At 75.1% G+C, this 20,959-nt stretch carries 14 protein-coding genes; 3 read left to right on the top strand and 11 right to left on the bottom strand.

Annotation, left to right across the window (positions count from 1 at the left end; genetic code table 11):
- Window positions 1-3 precede the first annotated feature (3 nt).
- Both ACF09C_RS18695 and ACF09C_RS18690 read left to right on the top strand, forming a co-directional pair.
- Window positions 4-435: an acyl-CoA thioesterase gene (locus tag ACF09C_RS18695; RefSeq protein ID WP_392092524.1), complete on the top strand. Its 432-nt coding sequence runs from the start codon at window positions 4-6 to the stop codon at window positions 433-435.
- Window positions 432-1,079, top strand: a complete 648-nt coding sequence (locus tag ACF09C_RS18690; protein WP_362426001.1) for a hypothetical protein — start codon at window positions 432-434, stop codon at window positions 1,077-1,079. Before ACF09C_RS18695 ends, ACF09C_RS18690 begins: the two co-directional genes overlap by 4 nt.
- Before the next feature lie 69 nt (window positions 1,080-1,148).
- Here the strand turns inward: ACF09C_RS18690 and ACF09C_RS18685 are convergent, their stop codons facing one another.
- From ACF09C_RS18685 to ACF09C_RS18670, 4 genes are all read right to left on the bottom strand, one after another.
- Window positions 1,149-2,102 carry an ABC transporter ATP-binding protein gene (locus tag ACF09C_RS18685; RefSeq protein WP_392092523.1) on the bottom strand — a complete coding sequence of 318 codons (954 nt, stop codon included), beginning with the start codon at window positions 2,100-2,102 and terminating at the stop codon, window positions 1,149-1,151.
- On the bottom strand, window positions 2,099-4,960 hold the full coding sequence (locus ACF09C_RS18680) for an FtsX-like permease family protein (protein WP_392092522.1): 2,862 nt from the start codon (window positions 4,958-4,960) through the stop codon (window positions 2,099-2,101). The genes ACF09C_RS18685 and ACF09C_RS18680 overlap by 4 nt, the downstream gene beginning before the upstream one ends.
- Window positions 4,957-8,403 carry an ABC transporter permease gene (locus tag ACF09C_RS18675; protein WP_392092521.1) on the bottom strand — a complete coding sequence of 1,149 codons (3,447 nt, stop codon included), beginning with the start codon at window positions 8,401-8,403 and terminating at the stop codon, window positions 4,957-4,959. The genes ACF09C_RS18680 and ACF09C_RS18675 overlap by 4 nt, the downstream gene beginning before the upstream one ends.
- A 192-nt stretch (window positions 8,404-8,595) precedes the next feature.
- Window positions 8,596-9,000, bottom strand: coding sequence for a globin (locus ACF09C_RS18670; protein WP_392092520.1), 405 nt, complete (start codon window positions 8,998-9,000; stop codon window positions 8,596-8,598).
- 143 nt (window positions 9,001-9,143) lie between these two features.
- Here ACF09C_RS18670 and ACF09C_RS18665 point away from each other — a divergent pair, with 143 nt between their 5' ends.
- Window positions 9,144-10,139, top strand: a complete 996-nt coding sequence (locus ACF09C_RS18665) for a methyltransferase domain-containing protein (protein ID WP_392092519.1) — start codon at window positions 9,144-9,146, stop codon at window positions 10,137-10,139.
- Window positions 10,140-10,167: 28 nt separating this feature from the next.
- Here ACF09C_RS18665 and ACF09C_RS18660 read toward each other — a convergent pair whose 3' ends face one another.
- Genes ACF09C_RS18660 through ACF09C_RS18630 form a run of 7 tightly spaced genes read right to left on the bottom strand, consistent with a single transcriptional unit; the run spans window position 10,168 to window position 20,689 of the window.
- Window positions 10,168-11,385 carry an FHA domain-containing protein gene (locus ACF09C_RS18660; protein ID WP_392092518.1) on the bottom strand — a complete coding sequence of 406 codons (1,218 nt, stop codon included), beginning with the start codon at window positions 11,383-11,385 and terminating at the stop codon, window positions 10,168-10,170.
- A 41-nt stretch (window positions 11,386-11,426) separates the two neighbouring features.
- Window positions 11,427-12,755, bottom strand: coding sequence for a VWA domain-containing protein (locus ACF09C_RS18655; RefSeq protein WP_392092517.1), 1,329 nt, complete (start codon window positions 12,753-12,755; stop codon window positions 11,427-11,429).
- Window positions 12,756-12,811: 56 nt separating this feature from the next.
- Complete coding sequence (locus ACF09C_RS18650) at window positions 12,812-14,239, bottom strand: PP2C family protein-serine/threonine phosphatase (protein ID WP_392092516.1); 1,428 nt, start codon at window positions 14,237-14,239, stop codon at window positions 12,812-12,814.
- Between the two features lie 2 nt (window positions 14,240-14,241).
- A complete protein-coding gene (locus tag ACF09C_RS18645) occupies window positions 14,242-16,800 on the bottom strand; it encodes a tetratricopeptide repeat protein (protein WP_392092515.1) in 2,559 nt (852 codons plus the stop codon).
- Window positions 16,794-18,095 carry a hypothetical protein gene (locus tag ACF09C_RS18640; RefSeq protein ID WP_392092514.1) on the bottom strand — a complete coding sequence of 434 codons (1,302 nt, stop codon included), beginning with the start codon at window positions 18,093-18,095 and terminating at the stop codon, window positions 16,794-16,796. The genes ACF09C_RS18645 and ACF09C_RS18640 overlap by 7 nt, the downstream gene beginning before the upstream one ends.
- 15 nt (window positions 18,096-18,110) lie before the next feature.
- On the bottom strand, window positions 18,111-19,172 hold the full coding sequence (locus ACF09C_RS18635; RefSeq protein ID WP_392092513.1) for a glutamate ABC transporter substrate-binding protein: 1,062 nt from the start codon (window positions 19,170-19,172) through the stop codon (window positions 18,111-18,113).
- A gap of 11 nt (window positions 19,173-19,183) precedes the next feature.
- Window positions 19,184-20,689 (bottom strand): hypothetical protein, encoded by a 1,506-nt coding sequence (locus ACF09C_RS18630; protein ID WP_392092512.1) that lies wholly within the window; start codon window positions 20,687-20,689, stop codon window positions 19,184-19,186.
- Window positions 20,690-20,959 lie beyond the last annotated feature (270 nt).

Here is a 20,959-nt window from a genome sequence, read left to right as displayed (position 1 = left end):
AGCGTGCGACATATCTACGACTGTCCCCTGCGCTGGTCGGACATGGACGCCTTCGGGCACGTCAACAACGTCGTCTTCCTGCGGTACCTGGAAGAGGCGCGGATCGACTTCATGTTCCGGCTCGCGCCGGGCGACGGTTCGCCGTCGTTCTCCGGCGGGTCCGTCGTGGCCCGGCACGAGATCGACTACGTACGGCCGCTGGTGCACCGGCACGCGCCGGTCACCATCGAGTCGTGGGTCACGAAGATAGGCGCGGCGTCCCTGACGATCGCGTACGAGATCAAGGACCCCGACACCACGTACGTACGGGCGTCCACCGTCGTCGTCCCCTTCGACCTGGAAGCCCAGCGGCCGCGCCGCATCTCCGCCGAGGAGCGGTCCTTCCTGGAGGAGTACCTGGACGACGGCATGCGGGGCGGGGCCGCCGCCGCATGATCGCGCCGCTGCACTTCGCCGATGCCAGGGAGGCGGCGGACCTCGCCGCCTTCCTGGCCCGGCTGATCCACTACGACCGCGCCGCCGCCGTCCGTCTCCAGGCCGGTGGCGGCGCGCTCGCCGTGTTCGGACGGCCGCCGTCGTTCGAGGTGCTCGCGATCCGTACGGCACGGCTCGTCGACGCCGTGGATCTGGACGTCACCGTCTCCGCCGGTGAACTCCTCGAAGGCATCGAGGAGTCGGCGGGCAAGGCCGTCGTCCCCGACACCGTCACCGGGCCGCCGTGGGCCGGCGTCCTGCCGCCACGGGGTGGCTGGGAACCGGTCGCCGGACTGCCCGGCGCGGCCGGCCTGCGCGGCGCGGTCGCCGCGGCCGTCGCCGAATTCCGGGCACGCGACGAGGAGTTGCCCGAGGAGCGGCGCACCAGGGCCGAGCGGGACCGGATCGGGCGCGAGATCTGGTCGCGCACGGTCGAGGCGACCGGGCTTCCGCTGCGGGCCGTCCACGCGGCGCAGTCCCTGGGCTTCCTGCCCGGGGAGGGCGTACCGGTGGCGCTGCTCGCCTCGGGACCGTGGCTCCGGCTCCGTACGCCCTACGGCTCGATAGCCGTACGGACCCTCCCGTCCTCCCTGCCCTTCGCCTGACCGGCGGCAGGGGCGAACCGGGGCCCGTGGCCCGAGCCCTCGAAGCCCGTGGCCCCCACGCCCCCCCGCTCAGCCCTTCGCGTCGTCCGGCCACACCCCGATGTGGTCCGGCTCCAGTTCGAGCAGGACGCGGTGTTCCATGCCCAGCGACTCCGTGTACTCCGCCGGGAGTTGCAGTCGGCCCGCGCGGTCGAGCATCGCGTACTCGCGGGACACGAGTGACTCCTGGCCCTCCGCGTCGACCTCCGTGCGGCGCAGCACCTCCGAGGAGGTGCGGCCGTCGCGGATGGCGACCGTGCGGCGGACCTCGGAGGCGACCGCCTGGTCGTGGGTGACGATCACGATCGTCGTACCCAGCTCCTCGTTCGCGCGCCGGAAGGCGGCGAAGACCTGCTCGCCCGTCGCCGAGTCCAGCTCACCCGTCGGCTCGTCGGCGAGCAGCACCGAGGGGGAGTTGGCGAGGGCCACGGCGATCGCCACCCGCTGCTGCTGGCCGCCGGACATCTGGTGCGGCCTGCGGTCCCGGCAGTCCGCCACCTCCAGCATCGCGAGCAGCTCCTCCGCCCGCTCCGCCTTCGCCCTGGACCGCACCCGGCCGCCGCGCAACTGCATCGGCAGCGCCACGTTCTGAGCGGCCGTCAGGTACGGCAGCAGGTTGCGCGCCGTCTGCTGCCAGACGAAGCCCACCACGTCCCGCCGGTACCGCAGCCGCGCCTTCGCGTCCATGGCGAGCAGGTCGCAGCCCGCGACCTTGGCCGCGCCGGCCGTCGGCACGTCGAGGCCGGCGAGGATGTTCATCAGCGTCGACTTGCCGCTGCCCGACGCCCCGACGAGGGCCATCAACTCGCCCTCCTGGACGAGCAGATCGAGGCCCTGGAGGGCCTGCACCTCCACCCCGTCCGTGGTGAAGATCCGGACCAGCCGATCGCAGGCGATCAGGGCGTCGTGCCCGTACGAGGGCCGGTCGCGGTGCGCCGTCGCCCGCTGCTCCAGCTCGGCCAGCGTGGTGTCGGTCGTCGTCATCGTGCGTCTCCTGCCCTGAGTTCCTTGATCGATCCGGTCCGCGCCGACCACCACGCCTGAAGGCCCGCCGCGAGCGCGGCGAGCAGCACCACGCTCGCCGCCGGGAGCACGAGCGACCACGCGTCCGCCCGCAGCGGCGCGCTGTCGAGCGTGGCGACACCCGGCGGCGCCGCGAGCGAGAGCCGCACCAGGTCCACGCCCGGCGCGAGCAGCAGGATCGTGGCCCAGCCGACGAGTGTGCCGCCGGCCGCCGCGAGCAGCGCCTGCGGCAGCGCCTCCAGGCCGAGCAGTCGCCTGCCCTGGCGCCGGGTGAGGCCCATCGTCCGCAACCGGGCGAGCAGCGTGGCCCGTTCCGGCGCGGACTGCATCAGCGACAGGAGCAGGGCGAGGACGGCGTAGCCCGCGCCCGCGGCGATCGCCGCCAGGTAGATCCGTTCCGCGCCCGTCTGCATCGGCGAGTCGACGTAGGCGGCGCGGCGCTCGGTCCGCAGCACCACCGAGAAGTCGGACGAGTTCGCCCTGACCGCCTTCCGCAGCGCCGTCCCGTCAAGGGCGGGCCCCGTGGCCAGCAGCACGGTGGGCTCGCCGCGGGGCAGGTCGGCGCCGTTGACCAGCAGGAAGTCCCGCTCGGGCAGGGCCGGCGTGTTCGTCCGTACCGCCACGATCCGTACGGTGAACTCGCCCGCCGCCCCCGCAAGGTCCCGCGGCTGCGTGCCGAGGCGCTCCGCGACCGCGGGCGAGGCGATCGCCGACAGGACCCGCTTGCCCGAGGATCCCTGGCCGGCCGCGGACGTCAGGAGCTCCGGCGGGAAGGGGCCGTAGCCGGTCCGGTCGGCGAGCCGGGCGTACGACTCCGGGTCCACGCCGAGGAGCGCCGTGGATTTCAGCTCCGGCGACCGGCCCGTACCGCTGGGCAGTTCGACGTCGTACTCGACCTGGGCGGTGGTCACGTCCGTCACCCCGGCCGTCCGCCGCACCGCCGTCACCAGCCCGTCCGTGAGCGGCACCAGGTCCGCGTTCCCCGTCACCCGCGCGTCCGCGCCGGTCTCCAGGAGTGCCGCCCGGTCCCGCGCCTCGGCGACCCCGGAGAGCACCGAACCACCGAACGCGGCCGTCGACAGCGCCACGAGCAGCGCGAGCAGCGGCAGCGCGCCCGTCGCCGACGAACGCCCGGCCCGGGCGACCGAGAGGAAGCCGACCGCGCCGCGCAGCCGCCGGGCCGGCCGGGCCGCCCACCGCAGCGGCAGCGGATACAGCCGTACGAGGACGAGCGCGGCGATCAACGCGACGAGGACCGGCGCCGAACTCACCAGATAGTCCCCGGAATCACCGGTGCCGCGGCGGCGCAGTGCGACGACCGCGCCGACGGCGAGGACGAGGACGGTGAGTTCGGCGATCGTACGGCCCTGGGAGGGGCGGGCGTCCGCCATGTCCTCGCGCCCGCCGTGGGCGAGCGGCCTGCGGTGCAGGAACAGCGCCCGCAGGGGCAGCGCCAGGGTGGCGAGCAGCCCGACCGTGGCCGCGGCGGCCAGCGCGGGCAGGAAGCGGGCATCGGGGAGCGCGAGGGCCGCGAGCAGCAGTCCGAGCGCCGCCGTGGGCAGCGCCAGGACCCCCGTCTCGCCGAGCAGCCGGACGCCGATCCCGGCCAGCGACCCGCCGCGCGCCCGCAGCAGGGCGAGTTCGGCGGCCCGCCGGGCGGCGAACAGACCGCCCGTCATGGCGAGGACCACGGCCGCGACCGTGCCGATGCCGAAGGCGGCGACGGCGACGACCGGCGTGATCGCCGAGCGCATCGCGTCGTACGCCTCGACGATCTCGTCGAGGCCGCTCGATGCCGAGGCGGTCCCGCCGACCGTCGCTCTGATCCGCACCAGGTCGGGGCCCGCGGAGACGGAGGCGAGGGCGGCGGTCAGCCGGGGCGCGTCCTGCGCGGTCAGCTCGCTCGCGTCGGCGGCGAACCGCCAGTACACCTCGGGCTCGCCGGTGCTCGCCAGGAGCGTGGTGGCGGCCGGGGGCGGCAGCAGCAGGCCGGCCTGCCAGTAGAAGTACGTGCCGCCGCCGCTGACCTTCGACGCGAGCACCGGGGTGCGCAGCAGCGGGTCGGCGGACCAGTACGAGCCCTGCGGGCGGCGCGGTTCGACGATCCCGACGACGGTCAGGGCGAGCGGTTCCTTGGCGAAGCGCTCCGGGATGTGGACGACCGAACCGACCTTCAGCTGGAGCGACGCGGCGGTCTCCCGGGTGACGGCGACCTCGCTCGAACGGCCGGCTTCGGCGCGGGTGGGCAGCCTGCCCTCCCGTACGGTCGTGTGGCGGTCCAGACCCGGGAGCGTGGTGAGGGTGAACTCCGGGGGCAGCCCTGACGGTTTGGGGAGCCAGGGGTCGAGCCCGGGGATCCGCTGGGTGGTCCGGACGCCGTGCGCGGACTGCTCCAGGTCGAAGCGGAGCGGCGCGGGCAGCAGCTCCAGGAGCTCCGTCCGCTTCTCGGTCAGCCGCTCCGGGGCGACCACCGTGGCGCGGGCCTCCGGGGGGACGTCCCCGGACGGTTCGGCGGCGGTGATGTCGAGGACCGACGTGCGGGGCGGCGCGGTCACGATGTCGTGGCGCAGCCCCTCGGTCTCGTACCGGTCGACGGTCCGGGGGAGCGCGGCGGCGAGGAACGCGGTGACCAGGACGAGCAGCGCGAAGGCCGCCGCCGTTCCCGGCGCGGTCCGCAGCCTGGTCCGCACCCAGGGGGCGACGGCGCGGGCGGGGCGGCCCCGGCGGGCGGTGGTCGGCTCGCCGGCTCTGCCGTCCTTGCGGGGCATGGTGTCGTTCGCCTTCCTCGCGGATGCCTTGCGGGTCGTGTCGCGCTTCACTGGTCCCCCTGGTGGCGCAGGGTCGTGACCGGGTCCGTGCGGCGCAGGGCGATCCCGGCGACGATCAGCAGCGGCAGCGCGCTGACCCCGGCGAGCAGTAGCGCCACGTGCCCGGGCGGGAGTTCGACGAGGACGCGGGGGACGGGCTGGGCCGCCTGGCCGGTCAGCACGATCAGGGGCACGACGGCCCGGGTCAGGACCGTGCCGAGCGCCGCGCCGACCAGCAGGCCGATGCCCACGAGCAGGCCCTGCTCGGCCGCGATCAGCCGGGCGAGCTGACGGCGCGGGGCGCCGAGCGCCCGCAACACCCCGAACTCCGCCGCCCGTTCACGGGTCGAACCGGCCGCGCTCACCGCGAAGCCGACCGCCGCGAGCGCCGCGGCGGCCACCGCGACCGCCATCAGCGCCGCGTTGGGTCCGGCGCCGAGCGGGTCGCCGAGCAGCTCGGCCGCCGCCTCCTCCCGTACGAGCACCTGCGCCGGGTCCGCGTCGGGCCGGGCGCGCAGGACATCGGCGACCTCGTCGGCGCGGCCGGGCGCGGTCGTCAGCCACCACTCGGTGGGCGCAAGGGACGCGAGGGGGTCGGCGGACAGGAACTGGTTGGCCGCCGCCAGATCCACCAGGAGCGCGCCCCCGTCGTCGGGCGTGGCGGCCGGCGAGCCCGCCGTCACGGCCGTGGCACCGGGGCCGGTGGTCGGCAGTTCGCGGACCGTGTCCGCGATGGTCACGTTCAGCCGCAGGCTGCCGAGGGACACCTCGACCCGGTCGCCCTGCTTCGCCCCCGCGGCGGTCAGGAAGGCGTCCGTCGCCACCCCGCGCAGCGTCGCGGGCGGTGCGGGGCGCGGGGCGGCGAGCCGCAGCGTGTACTCGTGCTCGCCCCACAGGGGGTTCCGTGGCTCCGTCCCGGCGGACCAGCCGACGCGGAACCCGACGGTGTAGGGCGTCGCAGCGGCGGAACGCCCGGTCAGCGCGACCGGCTTCGACGGTTCGCCGTCCTCGATGACCTGGTGGCGGGTGGGCCAGTCGACGAGCGAGCGCACGGCCTCGACCGGCCGTTCGGCGCCGTCCTCGTGCCGGGACAGGAGCGCCTCGACCGCGAAGGTCTGCGGCCCGCCGCTGCCTTCGAGGACCGTGCCGTCGAGCTCGACGCCGGTCAGCCGGAGCGGCCCGAGGGGCGTGGCGGGCGTCCCGCCCAGGTCGAGGGTGAGCCGGTGGCGCTGCCCGTCGGAGGGCAGCCGGCCGGCCGCCCGCCGGTACGGAACGCCGTACTGGTCCTCGACGACGACCGTCACCTGGACCGGCGCCGTGCCGGGCGGCGCCGTGCGCCGCAGGTCGAGGGCGAGGCCGCGGGTGCCCTTCGGCAGCGCGATCCCGGGGAGCGGAGCGTCCTTCGGCCTCAGGGAGGTCAGCAGCGCGCGGGGCGCGGCGTCCGCGAGGTCCTGGCGGAGCCGGAAGCCGTCGGCCGCGTGACGGGTGTCGAGGGCGAGGACCGTCCCGGTGCGGTTGCCCGCGAGGCTCGTCGTGGCGCGGTGCGCGGGGGCGACCGAGCCGACCCCGGGCAGCGCGGTGAACTGCCCCGCCTGCGCCGGTTCGGCGGCGCCGCTGGTGAGGACCCGTACCGCCGTTCCCGTACGGAAGTCGGCCCGGTCCTCCTGCGAACGCTCCCAGGAGGCGCTCTGCCCGATCGCCAGCATGCCCATGGCGACCGCGAGCACGAGCAGCAGGACCGGGCCCGCGCCGCGCAGCGGGCGGCGGCTGAACTGCCAGCCGGCCAGCGCGGCCGGCAGGCCCCGGCCGCTCGCGGCGTACCGCTCGGCGAGCCGGGCCGCGGGCGGCAGCAGACGCAGGGTCAGGACGGTGCCGGCGAGCAGCGCGAGCGCGGGCGCCGCGACGAGCAGCGGGTCGATCCCCAGCGCGCCCGTGCTGTCACCGGTCAGCGCGCCGGAGCCGCCGGAACCGCCCGGGACCACGGATCCACCGCTGTCCTCGGACACGTCCGCCGCGACGCCGCCGGTCTGCCGGTCGAGCTGCCAGTACGCGACGGCCGCGACGACCAGCAGGCCGATGTCGGCGCCGGCCCGCACCGGCGCCGGCAGCGACGCGGCCCGCTTCTTGCGCAGGCTGACCCCCGCCCCGTCCCCGGTGCCGAGCGCGGGCGCCACGACGGCGGCCGCGCAGCACACGGCGACCAGCGCCGCGACCAGCCACACCTGGCCCAGCGGGATGTCGTCGAGCCGGACCCCGAGCGCGCCGAGGGCGGAACGGTCCGCGAGCAGCCGGGTCAGCGGGCCCGCGAGCAGCGGGGCGATCACGGCGGCGGGCAGCGCGAGCAGCAGCGCCTCCACGGCGGCGAGCCCGGCGATCCGGCGCCGCGAACCGCCGCGGGCCCGCAGCAACGCGGTCTCGCCGGACCGCTCGGTGCTGAGCAGCCGGGCGACGAGCAGCAGGGCGTACGCGGCGAGCAGCACCAGCTGCACGGCGACGATCATCAGCGTGGACCGGGAGACGAGCAGCGCCCGCTCGGTCTGCGCCAGGACGGTCGGCAGTGAGGTGCGCGCGGTGACGGTCGTGCCGAACGGAGCCGTGTCGGTGAGGAGCGCTTTCGGCTCGGCCGACGCGGCGGCGCTCAGCGCCCCGATGCGCTCGGTCGTCAGGTCGCCGTAGTCGGCGGAGGCCAGCCAGGACGTCTCGCCGGAGCTGACCCGGCCGGAGGCGAGGACGGCGGGGTCGGCGAGCAGCGGGCCGTAGGTCGTGAAGACCACGGTCCGCACGCCGCGCCCGCCCGCCGGGTCCAGCTGCCAGTACAGGTCGCTCGGGTCGAGCGGCCGGTAGAGCCCGGTCACCCGGGCCCGCACGGGCTTCCCGCCGAGCCGGTCGGTGAGGTCGAGGACGGTTCCTGGGCCGATCCGCAGCCGCTTCGCCGCCTCCTCGGGGACGGCCACGTCGACGGAGGCTGGTGCGCTGCCGGAGGCCGGTACGTCGGTGGAGGCCGGTGCACTGCCCGAGGACGCCGTGCCGCCGCCGGGGCCGGGCCAGCCGCCCGCGACGAGCGCGAGCCGCGACCGGTCGAGGGCCGCGATGTGCGTGAGATCGGGTTCGCCCTGCCGCGCGGCGGGGCTCTGGAGCGTGCGGGGCAGCGCGTACGGGCCCGAGCGCTCCAGCTTCCGTACGCTCACCGGCAGCCCGTCGAAGGTCCGGCCCGCCGACGCGCGCACGGCGGCGTCGGCGCTCTCCCGCTTGTCCGGCGGCACCTGCCCGGCGACGACGAGCGCGGCGCCGGGCGCCGCCCGGCCCTGCAGGGTGCCCCGCAGGGCGGCGTTGCCGACCGAGCCGGAGAAGGCCGCGAGGGCGGCGAGGACGGATGTCGTCAGGAGGACGGCGAGCAGCGCGGCGGCAAGCAGCAACCGGTGCGCCCTGACACGCAGCAGTACAAAACCGGTCACGCATCCCCCTGAACCCCGCCGAACGTTCGTCCGATGTTTTCAGAGGGCACCAGTCGCTGGAAACCGCTTGCAGGCGGACCTTGACTGGATCGTGACCGTTATCCGGGCCTCAGGCTCCGGAATCCGTCAGTCCGCGCTCAGTCCCCGCTCAGTTCGTGCTCAGTCCGCGGTCAGTCCGTGCTCAGTCCGTGCTCAGTCCGCGGTGTTCACCATCGAGGCCGCCGCGTACGTCAGGTACTTCCACAGCTGGCTCTCGTGCTCGGGGGCGAGACCGAGCTCGTCCACCGCCGCGCGCATGTGCTTCAGCCAGGCGTCGTGCGCGGCCCGGTCGACCTGGAACGGCGCGTGCCGCATCCGCAGCCGGGGGTGGCCGCGGTGGTCGCTGTACGTGCGGGGGCCGCCCCAGTACTGGATCAGGAAGAGCACGAGACGCTCCTCCGCCGGTCCGAGGTCCTCCTCCGGGTACATCGGGCGCAGCAGGGGGTCCTCCGCGACTCCCTGGTAGAAGCGGCGGACGAGACGTCGGAAGGTCTCCTCGCCACCCACCTGCTCGTAGAAGGTCTGCTCCTGAAGCGTGCCGCGCGGAATCTCGTTCACCGTTCCATCGTCTCAGATGCTCCGACCGAGGACCGGAGGTCTAGGACCATCGCCGGGACCGCTCGTTGTGGACCGCTCGCGGGAACCACGACCTGGCGCCGGGACCGCTCGCCTCCCCGGCGCCCGCGCAGGACAGTGGAGGCATGGGCGCTCAGCGGGAGCGGGACGGGTTCGCCGGGGACGCCTTCGCGGAGGACGGGGCGCGGGCGCGACGGGCCCTCGTGCGGGAGATCGAGGCGTACGGCGCGCTCCGCGACCCCGCCTGGCACGCGGCCTTCTCCGACGTGCCCCGGCATGTGTTCGTCCCCTCCTACTATGTCTCCGGAACCGGCGGCTACGAACGCCTCTGGTCCGGCGACCCGGACCCCGCCCGCCGGTCCCGCTGGCTGCGCGGGGCCTACCGGGACGTCCCGCTGGCCACCCGGGTACGGGACGGGGAGCTGGTCACCTCCTCCAGCCAGCCCTCCCTCATGGCGCAGATGCTGGAGGCGCTCGACGTACGCGACGGGGACGACGTCCTGGAGATCGGCGCCGGCACCGGCTACAACGCCGCGCTGCTCAGCCACCGGCTCGGCGCGGAACACGTCACCACCGTCGACATCGACGAGGACATCACCGAGTCCGCCCGCACCCATCTCGCCGTCGCCGGGTACCGGCCCGCCGTGCTCACCGGCGACGGCGCCCGGGGCTGCCCGGGGCGTGCTCCCTTCGACCGGATCGTCGCGACCTGCACCGTGCCGTCGGTGCCGTACGCCTGGCTCGCGCAGTGCCGCCCCGACGCGCTCGTCCTCACCCCGCTCTCCACGGGGCTGCTCCTGCTCAGGGTCGCCGACGAGGCGCACGCCGAGGGGCGCTTCCTGGCGACGTCCGCGTACTTCGTCGCCCTGCGCGGCGGCAACGCCCGCTTCCCGCGCGCGCGGCCGATGGGGCTGCCCCGGCACGTCTTCGACGACGACCGCTTCCAGTTCCTGCGCACGCTGACGGAGGAGACCCTCGACGTGCGCGAAGCGCTCTCGCTCTGGCAGCGCGAACGGCGGCCGGAGCGGGAGCGCTTCGGGGTGACGGTGAGCGGCGGCCGGCAGTGGGCCTGGCTGGACGACCCGGCGGGGCCGTACGCCTGGCCCCTGCCGAGCGGCTGACGGGGGCGTCCGGTCCCGGTGGCGCGGGCTAGCCGCGCCGGATCGTGATCGTCGTCCAGGCGCCGACGTGCACCCGGTCGCCGTCCTGGAGCTGGACCGGCACGTAGGGCTGAATCGGTTCCTCGGCGCCGTTGATCGTCGTGCCGTTGGTGGAGTTCTGGTCCACCACCGCCCACGAGCCGTCCGGCTGCTGGACCAGCACGGCGTGCTGGTGCGAGACGCCCGGGTCCTCCGGCGGCACCGACAGGTCGATGTCCGGCGACTCGCCGGTGGAGTGGCGCCGACGGCCGATGCTGACCTGGTTCCCCTGCAGCGGCAGGTGCTGCGCGGGGGAGTACGCGGGCAGGTTCAGGCCCGAGGCCTCCGGACCGCTGCGCTGCATCATCGCCATGAAGTAGTCGCGGTCAGGACCGATGTACGCCGCCCAGCCCCCGGCGGGCCGAGGCGGCTGGTACTGCGGCTGCGGGGCCTGAGGAGCCTGCGGGGGCTGCGGAGCCTGGGCGGGCGCCTGCGGCTGCGAGGGCGGGGGCAGGACCCAGTCGTCGCCACCGGGCGGCGGCGCCTGGTGCTGCGGCGGCACGGGAGGCGCGGGCACCTGCGGCGGGGCGGGCGACTGCGGCGGCGCCTGGAAGAAGGCCGGCGGAGGCGGCGGCGGTGCCTGCTGGAACCCCTGCGGCGGCTGCGCGTGCGGCTGCGGCGCCTGAGGGGGCTGCACCAGCGGCGGCGGGGTGGGGTCGGCGGAGAGCGGCTCGGCCGGCCGGTTCATCTGCGAGGGCCGCGAGCCCTGGTACTCGTACGGATCCGGCTGCGGCTGCGGCGGCTGGGGCTGCGGCGGCGCGGGCCGGGGCGGGTTCTGGAAGCCCGGCGGCAGATTGAGCCCGGGCGGCGGGCCCTGCTGCGGCGTGGCCGGCGCGACCGGGGTGTACGAGGTCGCGGTGTTGGTCAGGAAGTTCCAGCGGCACTCCTCGCAGAACGGCGCCATGGCCTCGCGCGGGGTGCGGCACTGCGGGCAGAGCTCCGCCTGGGCGGTCGCGTTCGGGTCGTAACCCCCGGGACCGGGACCCTGGCCGGGACCGGGACCGGGACCCTGGCCGGGGCCGCCGGGCCCCGGGTAGCCGTACGCGGGCGGCGGCGGGGGAGGCGGCGGTACGGCACCCGCCGGCGCACCCGCCCCGGTCATGCGGTGTCCGCAGACCTCGCACCAGTCGTCGGAGACCGACTGATGTCCGTTCGGGCAGGTCGGCATGTCGGTGCTTCCCCCTCTCGTCGTCCGGCCCCCTGGCCGGGCTACTTCTTGACGCGAACCGTCTTGGTGGAGCGGGTCTCGAGAGTCATCTCGTCCGCTTCCGCGACCTTCGCCTTCAAACGCACAGTACCCGTCGCCGCGTCGACCACGTCCACCACCTTCGAAAGCAGTTTCGCGGTGTCCTCGTTGCCGGAGGCGGCCGCCAACTGCACCGCGCGGCCCAGCTTCGCCGTCGCCCCGTCGTGGTCGCCGGACTTGCGGGCGTCCAGGCCCTGCTGGATGACCCGGGCCAGCTCGGCCTGGCCCGTGTAGTGCGCGACCTGCGGATTGATCGAGGTGGACATCGCCATGTCGTCCGTCCACACGGCCCGCACGAGGCCCTGGCCGAGCGCCGTCGGGGTCCCGCCCAGACGGTCGGGCGCGATCAGCGAGACCCGGGCGGCGAGCATCTCCTGCCCGATCCCGGCCTGCGGGACCCGCACGCAGACGTGGTAGTCGCGGGACTCGTCGCCCCACGAGCCGGTGGGGTAGTCCCCGGCGCGCGGCCCGGCCTCCGTGCGGCGCGCGGTCAGGTCGGCGACCGTCGGGGCGACCTGCTTGACGAAGACGATCTCCACGCCGACCGGGGTCCACAGGCGGAGCGCGACGTCCGCGACCTCCTTGCCCATGGCGTTCTCCATCATCACCGTGAAGTCGGTCGCGAGGCCCTGCGGATCGGCCACGATGTCGGCCGTGCCGAGCAGCGCCGAGGCGATCTGGGTGACCTCCTTGACCTCCCAGTCCGTACCGACGCCACGCGCGTCGCAGGTGAATCGGCCGGCGCTCGCGTCGAGGGCGACCCGCAGGTCCTCGGGGGACTCGTGCTCGTTGCGTCCGTCGGTCAGCAGGATGCCGTGCCGGATCGACACGTCGGCCGAGGCGAGCAGTCGGTCGGCGAGGCGCAGCCAGGTGCCGATCGCCGTACCGCCGCCCGCGCTCAGCCGGCGCAGGGCGTCCTTCGCCTGCCCGCGCGTGGCCGGTCCCGCGACGGCGAGCCCGCCGTTGCCGGGATACACCTCGTTCGCCACGTGCGTGCCGGCGACGACGGCGAAGGAGGTGCCGTCGCGGAGGGCGTCGATGGCGGCGGCGGTCGCGTCCCGGGCGCCGCGCATCTTGGTCGGGGGGTAGTCCATGGAACCCGAGCAGTCGACCATGATCACCACGGCCGCGTCCGCGCCGCCGCCGTTCGGTCCCGCGCCGCCGCTGGTGCCGCCGCCGGTCGAGGTGACCGTGACGATGGCGCTGACGTCCCGCCCGCCCTCGGGCAGGAACTCGTTCTGGTACACGTCCACCGAGAACGGGGGCCGTTGCGGCTTGGAGAAGTTCGCCATGAGTTGAGGCTCCTCGACAAACAAGTGTGAAGGGGGACAAGAAGGCCGGCGACCGCTCAGGCCGATCCTGCCCCTTGTGAAGAGAGGGCGAACGGCAGCAGCGCCACTGTTACGTTGTCGTGGCCACCGCCGTCCAGGGCGTGGCCGACCAGCACCTGGGCCCCGTGCAGCGGCCGCCCCGCGGCGTCCGCGGGGACGACCCGGGCCATCTCCTCGGCGGCCTCGGCGTAGTTCCAGAGTCCGTCGGTGCAGACCACGACCACGCCGGGGCGGTCGGGCTTGAACGCGGCGGTGTGCGGCTCCAGTTCGTACGCGTCGGCGCCGAGCCAGCCGGTGATGGCGTGGGCGCGCTCGTCCGCGTACGCCTCCGCCTCGTTCATCAGCCCCGCCGCGACCATCTGGGCCGCCCAGGAGTCGTCCTGGGTGAGCCGCGCGGGCGGCGCGGTCCGGTCGTCCGGCACCCAGTAGGCGCGGCTGTCGCCGACCCAGCCGACGATCAGCAGTCCGTCGGCGACGACCGCGCCGACGATGGTGCAGGCCGGGGCGTTCTGGTGGCGGTGCGGGTCGTGGTCCGGGGCGTCCTGGCCGGGCTCCTCCGCCAGGGAGTTGACCGCCTCGGAGGCGGCGACGATCGCCTCGTGCATCGCCTGCTGCGGGTGCGTGCCGAGCGGGAGGGCGGTGAGCAGGGCCTGTCCGGCGGCGCGGGCGGCGGCGGCCGAGGCCTCGTCGGGGCGGGTCGCCGAGGAGACGCCGTCGCAGACGATCGCGAGGACGGCGGGGGAGCCGTCGGGCAGCGCGGTGGCCGAGACCGAGAACGCGTCCTCGTTGCGGTGGTGGCGCAGGCCCCGGTCGCTCACGGCGGCGACCGAGGAGAGCTCCTCCTCCATGTGGTCGCGCTCGCGCGGCTGGGCGTGCCCGCAGTTCTCGCAGTAGCCGTCGGGGTCCACGACGCCGGACCTGCAGGCCACGCAGAGCTTGCTCCCGGCGGGCGGGGTGGCGGCCGACTGCGCGGCGGCGGCCCGCGGGTCGGGTGCGGCGAGCGTGAAGTCCCCCTCCGGCGCGGCCGCCTCCGGAGCGGAGGTGGCCGACGGCGCGGAGGCGGACGGCGCGGAGGCGGACGGCGCGGTGGTCGACGGCGCGGTGGCCGGCGGTGCGGCGGGCATCGGCGCGGCGGGCGTCGAGGCGGACGGCTGCGGGAGGTCCGTGCGGACCGCCATCGTCGGCAGGTCGCGGCCGCCCGAGTCGGTGCCCGGGAGGTCGCCCGGGTGCTGGGTGGCCGTGGAGAGCGAGTTCGGGTCGCGGGACGGGGGCTCGGGCCAGTCCACGGGCGTGCCGATGGCGACCGTCGGACGGTCCTGACCCGGAGCCGTCGCCGGTACGGCGGCGAGGTCGTAGCCGCACGCCCCGCAGTACCGGTCGCCCGAGGCCGGCGGCTCCGCGCAGCCCGGGCAGGCCGACAGGTCGTTCTGGGGCATCTGGGACATACTCACACCCACGTCCGGGGGCGGAAACGGTTGGCCCGCTCCACCAGTTCGATCCTCTCCTCGCCCCGCCGCGCGAGCCGGGCGAGCACCCGGTACGAGCGTTCGAGGCCGAAGCGCAGCCCGCGCTCGTCCAGTTCGCTGCCGAGCAGCCGCGCGCCGTCCGGAGCCGCTCCGGGACTACCGGAGAGTACCCAGTCGAGCGCCGAACCGAGGACCTCCGTCGAAAGACGCTCGTGGCGCACCGCGTCGAGGCCGAAGTCCTGGAGCGCGGAGACCTGCGCGGCGGCGGCCGTCAGATCCGCGCCGAGCGGCTCGTGCGCCGCCCGTCGGCGCAGCCGCGCGCGCACGGCCGCGACCCGGGCCGCGGTGTAGTGGATGGACGACTCGGGGACGGACTCCAGGGTCCGTACGGCGCCGGCGCGGTCGCCCGCCGCGAGCCCGACCCGGGCCAGGCCGAAGGCGGCGCTCACATGGCTCGGGTCCGTGGCCCACACCAGGCGGTAGTACTCGGCCGCGTTGTCCAGCTGGCCGAGCACCTCGGCGCAGATGCCCAGGGCCAGCTTGGGCGCGGGCTCGCCGGGGAAGGCGTCGTAGATCGCGTCGAACGACAGCGCCGCGTTCTCGTGGTCGCCGGTCACCAGCGAGGTCACGCCCCGGTACCAGACGACCCGCCAGTCGTCCGGGTGCCGCTCCTCCAGGTTGGCGAGGGCACGGCCCGCGGCGCCGAGGTCGGCCATCTCCAGGCGGGCCCGCAGCTCGCGCAGCCGCAGCTCCAGGGAGGGCGCGGGCGCGCTCTGGAGGGCGCTGATCAGCTCGGCGGGCGCCGAGGCCAGCAGACCGGCGAGGAATCCGGCGTTCGGGTCTCCCGGATCCACGCGCGGCACCGGCAGCGCGAGCGACGCGGCCCGCCCGTCGAGCGGCGCGAGGAAGGGCCCGTCCGGCACGGCTCCCGGCAGCCCTCCCGGTACGGCTCCGGGGGCGCCGGCCTGCGCCGGGATCGGCGCCGGAAGCGCCCCGCCGCCCTGCCCGGCCGGCAGGGCCTTGCGGCGGCTGCCGCGCCCGCCGCCGCCCTCCCGGGCGCCAAGGGCGGAGACGTCCCCCGTCAACTCGGCGAACAACTCCGTGTCGGTGACCCGCAGTTCGATCCCGAACAGCGTCGAGAGCGCGGGGCGCGGGCGGCCGGTCTGGAGGGCGACGACCTCGCGCAGGACGCCCGTCAGCTGCTCCGCCATCTCCTGGGCGGAGGCGAACCGGCGCGCCGGGTCGGGGTCCGTCGCACGGACCAGGAAGCGGTAGAACGACTCGTACGTCCGCAGGACCTCGACGCTCGAAGGGTCGGGCAGCGAGTCGACGAAGACGTTGGTGTAGCCCTGGAAGTCGAAGGTCAGCACGGCGAGCGTGCGCGCCACCGTGTACAGGTCGCTCGCCACCGACGGGCCGACCTCGGCCACCTCCGGCGCCTGGTAGCCGACCGTGCCGTAGATCGCGGACTCGTCGTCGTCCATGCGCCGGACCGCGCCCATGTCGATCAGCTTGAGCTGGTCCTCGGTCTGGATCGCGTTGTCGACCTTGAAGTCGCAGTACAGCAGGTTCCGGCTGTGCAGGTGCCCGAGCGCCTCCAGGGCCTCGATCCCGTACGCGCAGGCCTGCTCCACCGGCAGCGGATCGCGCCGGCCGTCCGGCGTGCGGCGGTCGTTGGCGATCTCCTTGAGCGACTTGCCGCCCACGTACTCCATGACGATGTAGCCGTCGAGGGAGCCGGTGCGCGGGTCGAGGTGCTCGACGAAGTTGTAGATGCGGACGATGTTGGAGTGCTCGATCTCGGCGAGGAAGCGGCGCTCGGAGATCGCCGCGGCCATCGCGTCCTGGTCGCCGGTGTCGAGCAGGCCCTTGAGGACCACCCAGCGGTCGGAGACCGCCCGGTCGACCGCCAGGTAGACCCAGCCGAGACCGCCGTGCGCGAGACAGCCCGCGACCTCGTACTGGCCGTGCACGACGTCCCCGCCGCGCAGCTTCGGCACGAAGGAGTACGGGTGGCCGCACTTGGTGCAGAACCCCTCCGTGCGGCCCGCCCGCTCGCCCCGCGCCCGGCCCACCGGGGCGCCGCAGTCGGAGCGCGAGCAGAATCGCTTCCGCTCGGGAACCTCGGGGTTCGCCATGACCGCCGCGCGCGGGTCGGGGCGCGGCACCTCCGGGATCGTCACCAGACCCGCGCCCAGCCGGTTCCGGCCGGACTGCGCCGTCGAGGAGCCGGAGCTGCGCACCGAGACCGAACGGCCGCTCGTCCCGCCCGACAGCGAGCGCGACAGCCGACCCGAGACCGAGCGGCGCGAGGTCGAGGAACGGGACGAGGCGCGGGAGGAGGACCGGGACGAGGCGCCCGAACCCGTGCGCGCCGAACCGGACTCCTTGCCGGACACGGCCATGCCGGTCGGATTGGACTGGAGCATGCCCCCGGGCGACACCACGGGGGCGAGCCCGCAGGTGTCGCAGTACAGCTCGCCGCCACCCATGTCCTCGTACGAACCCTCGCACGAAGGCCGCTGACAGGTACTCACCACTGACTCCCCCTCGCGTCTCTCGGGCCGGACAGCACCTCGGCCGCCGCCTGCTGGTACCGCAACACCGCCTGCTCGGCGACCCGCAGGTCGCAGGGCGCGCTCCACAGCATCCGTCGCGCCGCGTCGTACCGCTCGATCAGCAGCGGATCCTCCGCCGCGCCGAGCCGGGCCACCTTCGCCTTGTAGGCGTCGAGCCGGCCGCGTAGCTCGGCGCGGACCGCGAGCGGCGCGGTGACGGCGGTCAGGGACGCGCGGGCGCGCTGCAGTTCGTCCTCGGCCTCCACCTCCAGGGACTCCAGGAGCGGCGAGAGCCGGTGCCACTGGGCGTGCCTGCGGTACTCGGCGGCGGTCGCCAGGCGCTCCTGGAGGACCGTCGGCGGGCCGCTCACGGCGGGCACCTCGGAGGCGGCGATCTTGGCGAGCACCTCGCCGCGCGCCGCCCGTGCCTCGGCGAGCGTCCGGTCGGCGCGCGAGAGGACGTCCCGCAGCCGCAGCAGCCGCTCCTCCGAGTCCTGGCGGACCGCCAGGACCGCCTCGATCTCCCGCCGGATGTCCTCCAGGGCGCGCGCCGCCCGGTCGTACCGCTCGGTGTCAGGACGTCCGCCGCCCGGCGCCGAACTCCCGGCGGCGGGCCGCCAGAAGGCCAGCGGGTCGGTGACGACCTGGGACCGCAGCGCGGTCAGCTCCGCCGTGATCGACTCCAGCTCGTCGCCGGCCGGATGCTCGCCGGGCCGGACCCCGACGGAGTGGGCGAGCGAGCGCGTGCGCCCGAGTTCGGCGGCGAGGAGGTCTATCCGCGCGGGCAGCGCGGACCACACCGCGTCGGCCGTCACGACCATGTCGAGCGAGGAGGCGTACAGCTCGTTCATCCGGGCCACGAGCCGCTCCAGGCTGAACCGCTCGGAGAGCCGGGCGGGCCCGGTCAGCGTCGGCGCGGCGGGCGCCTGCGCCCCGCCCGCGACCAGCACGCTCTCCCCGCGCAGCCGGTCGGTCAGCTCCACCAGGTCCTCGCGGCTGGCCCAGCGCCGGCGCGCCCGCAGCTCACGGGCGCCGTACAGGGCGCCGGTGTACGCCTCGAAGTACGTCCAGAGCAGGGTGATCGTGCGCTCGGTGGACTGCCAGCGGTCCCGGGTGGTCCCGGTCAGCTCGGCGCCTTCGAGCAGCCTGCGGCCCGCGTGGTCCTGGAGCGCCAGCAGCGAGTCCTCGATCGCCTTGTGCTCCGCGCCGAGCCGCGCCAGCGCACGGTCCACCTCGTCCCGGTCCATCACAGGGCCGGGGGTGCCCGCGACGCCCATCGATCACCTCTCGCTCTACTTGTACAGGGGTGCGGGCGGCCCGGATATCCCGGGCAGGTCCGCCTTCAGCCACTCGTCGTACGCCGCGAGCCACGCGCTCCTGCGGTACTCGACGAGGACCTGGTTGACCCGGCGCACCAGGTCGTCGTTGCCGAGCTTGGCGGCGACTCCGTAGTACTCGGTGGTGAACGGCTCGCCCTTCAGCTCCACTGCCGGGTCCTGCGCGGCCTGTCCTGCCGCCAGCGCGTTGTCCGTGACGACGGCGTCGACCTCGCCCATCTGGAGCCGGGCCAGGCAGTCCAGCTGGTTCGGGACGGTGAACCGGTCCCGGTCCGCCTTCGTGCCGTCGCCCTCGTCCTTGAACGTGGCGCCGAAGGAGTTCTTCTCCAGGGCTTCGTACGCCGTGGAGCCCTCGGCCGTGCAGATCCGCTTCCCGGTGAGGGAGGAGTCGTACCCGGTGATCGTGGCGTCGTCCTTGGCCGCCAGGACCTGCTGGCCGGCCTGGAAGTAGGCGGTGGAGAAGGCGACCTGCTGGATCCGCTTGCAGTTGATCGTCATCGTGCGGACGACGAGGTCGACCTTGCCCGACTCCAGGGCGGCGACCCGCTGGTTGGTGGGGATCGTGCGGTAGATGATCGCGTCCTCGCTGCCCAGCAGATCCTTGGCGATCGCCTTCGCCAGCGCGATGTCGAAACCTTCCAGCTGTCTGGTCTCGGGGTTGAGGTACCCCCAGTTGTAGCTGTTCTGGTCGACGCCGACGACGAGCTTGCCGCGTGCCTTGATCGCCTGGACCGCCGGGCCGTCCTGGGTGGACGGGGTGAGCGAGGCCTCCGGGTTCTGGCAGCTGTCCGCCTTGACCTGGACGCCCGTGCCGACACCGGGACCGGTCGCCGCGGGCGCCGCCGCGGGGCCGCTCCCGCCGTGCGCGAGCGGCAGCAGGGTCAGCGAGGCCGTCAGACCGCAGGCCACCGCCATCGCGGCCACCCCGCCCCAGCCGCGTGGGCGTGCCAGGGGGCGGCGGCCGCTCAGGAGCGCGGCCAGGCCGTGCCTCCTCGTGCCGTCGACGCTGCTGTGCATCTCGCCCCCTCTCACCGGTACTCCGACAGCCTGCGGTTGATGCCCATGATCGCGCCCGCCGCGCCCAGGACGCCGAGCACCGCCGCCCCGAGCGGCAGGGCGGTCAGCGCACGGCCGCCACCCTCCGCCGCCCGGGTGAACTCGCGCTGCTCGTGGTCCAGGGCCTTCTTCAGGGCCGCGTCGACCCGGTCGAAGGACTGCCCGGTGGACTCGTCGGGTCCGGAACCGGCGTCGTCCGGCCCGACGACGCCGATGCGCGCGCCTTCGTAGTCGCCGGCGTCGTCCTTCTCCCGGGCCTTCTCGTGGCGGGTCTTCCACTCGGCCGTGTGCTCGGCGACCGCTTCCAGCGGATCGCGTCCCGCGTCGTCGTCGGCGAGTTCGCGGGCGTCGGCGAGCGAGTCCGTCAGCGCGTTCATGCTCGCGGTGTAGTCGGTCTCGTACTTGTCGTTCTTGCCGTCGTCGGTGAGGACCGCGCCGCGCGCGACGAGCGTCAGGTTCTCGTTGGCCCGGGCCTTCAGGGAGCTGATCCGGGCGGTGTTGAGGACCTGGAGGGAGCTCTGGCCGTGCGCGCGGGCGTCGTTCAGACCGGCGCGGGCGACGGTGTGCGCCGCCGTCAGCCAGAGCAGTACGACGACGGAGGCGGCCGTCGCGGCGAGCAGACCCTGGTTGAAGACCCGGTTCGTCCGCGCGTACGTGCGGCGCTGGGCCCAGACCAGGACGGCGAGGACGGCGAGCCCGAGGGCGAGCGAGAGGAACGGCCAGTCGCGGGCGTCCTCGTCGTCCCTCGCGAGGCGCGCGGTCTCCGCCTCGTACAGCCGCTCGGCGGCGGGCAGCAGCTGCGTGCTCATCAGCTGGTTCGCGTACCGCAGATAGGCGCCGCCGAGCGGGAGGCCCTGCCGGTTGGCGGCGCGGGCCCGCTCGATCAGGCCGGTGTAGCGCGGCAGCTGTTCGTTCAGGGTCGTGATCTCGCGGGCCGACTGCGCCGAACCGTCGGTGCTCGCGGCCGCCTTCACCAGCAGCCGGGACGCGGTGCCGATGTCGTCCCGGTACCGCTGCGTGAGGTCGGCGGGGTCCCGCTCCTTGGAGAGGAAGCCGCCGGCGGCGGCGGTGTCGGCGTCGGCGAGCGAGCGGTAGATCGCGGCGGCGTCGGCGCTCAGCGGCTGGCTGCGGCTCACCACGTCGTCGGCGGAGCCGGCCCGGTCGGACACCTCGTAGGCGGTGACCGCCCCGAACGCGACGACCAGCAGGGCCAGTACGGCGCCCAGGATCTGCAGCCGGCCCGGCTCCGTCGTCGCGGCGCGGCGCAGCACCACCCGGACCTCGCCCCAGGCCCCGCGCCCGCCGGGCGCGCCCGCGGGCGTGGAGACGGGGGAGCCGGAGGCGGCCGAGGCGCGGGAGACGGAGGCGGTGGACGGCGGCGCGCTCGGCGGCAGCGCCTGCGCGGGCAGGCCGGTCCCCGGGTGCGCGGGCGTGGAGCCCGCGGCCGAGACGGCAGGCGTGTTCGGCGGGTGTGTCAACGTGGCCTCCCCCTCGGTCCGACGTTCCCGGCCAGCAGTATGGCGTCAGGGACCCTGCCCGCACACCAGGATTGACTGGATCTTGTGCCTATCGTGCCCCATCGCGCGCCACCCCCGTGGGCGAATCCCCTGCCATGAATACGCTTTTCGGACGTGATCGGTTCCCTCGCGCGCCTCCCCGAACGGGTGAAGAACAAACGCGTCGCACGACGACCGGGGCGCACGACGAACGGGGCCAACGACGACCGGGGCGCCCCCGCGCAGGGAGCG

The organism is Streptomyces sp. NPDC014870 (genome assembly GCF_043081505.1).
Classification (GTDB): Bacteria; Actinomycetota; Actinomycetes; order Streptomycetales; family Streptomycetaceae; genus Streptomyces.
Note: the sequence above shows the minus strand (reverse complement) of the source record. Positions and strands in the feature narration are given on the sequence as shown.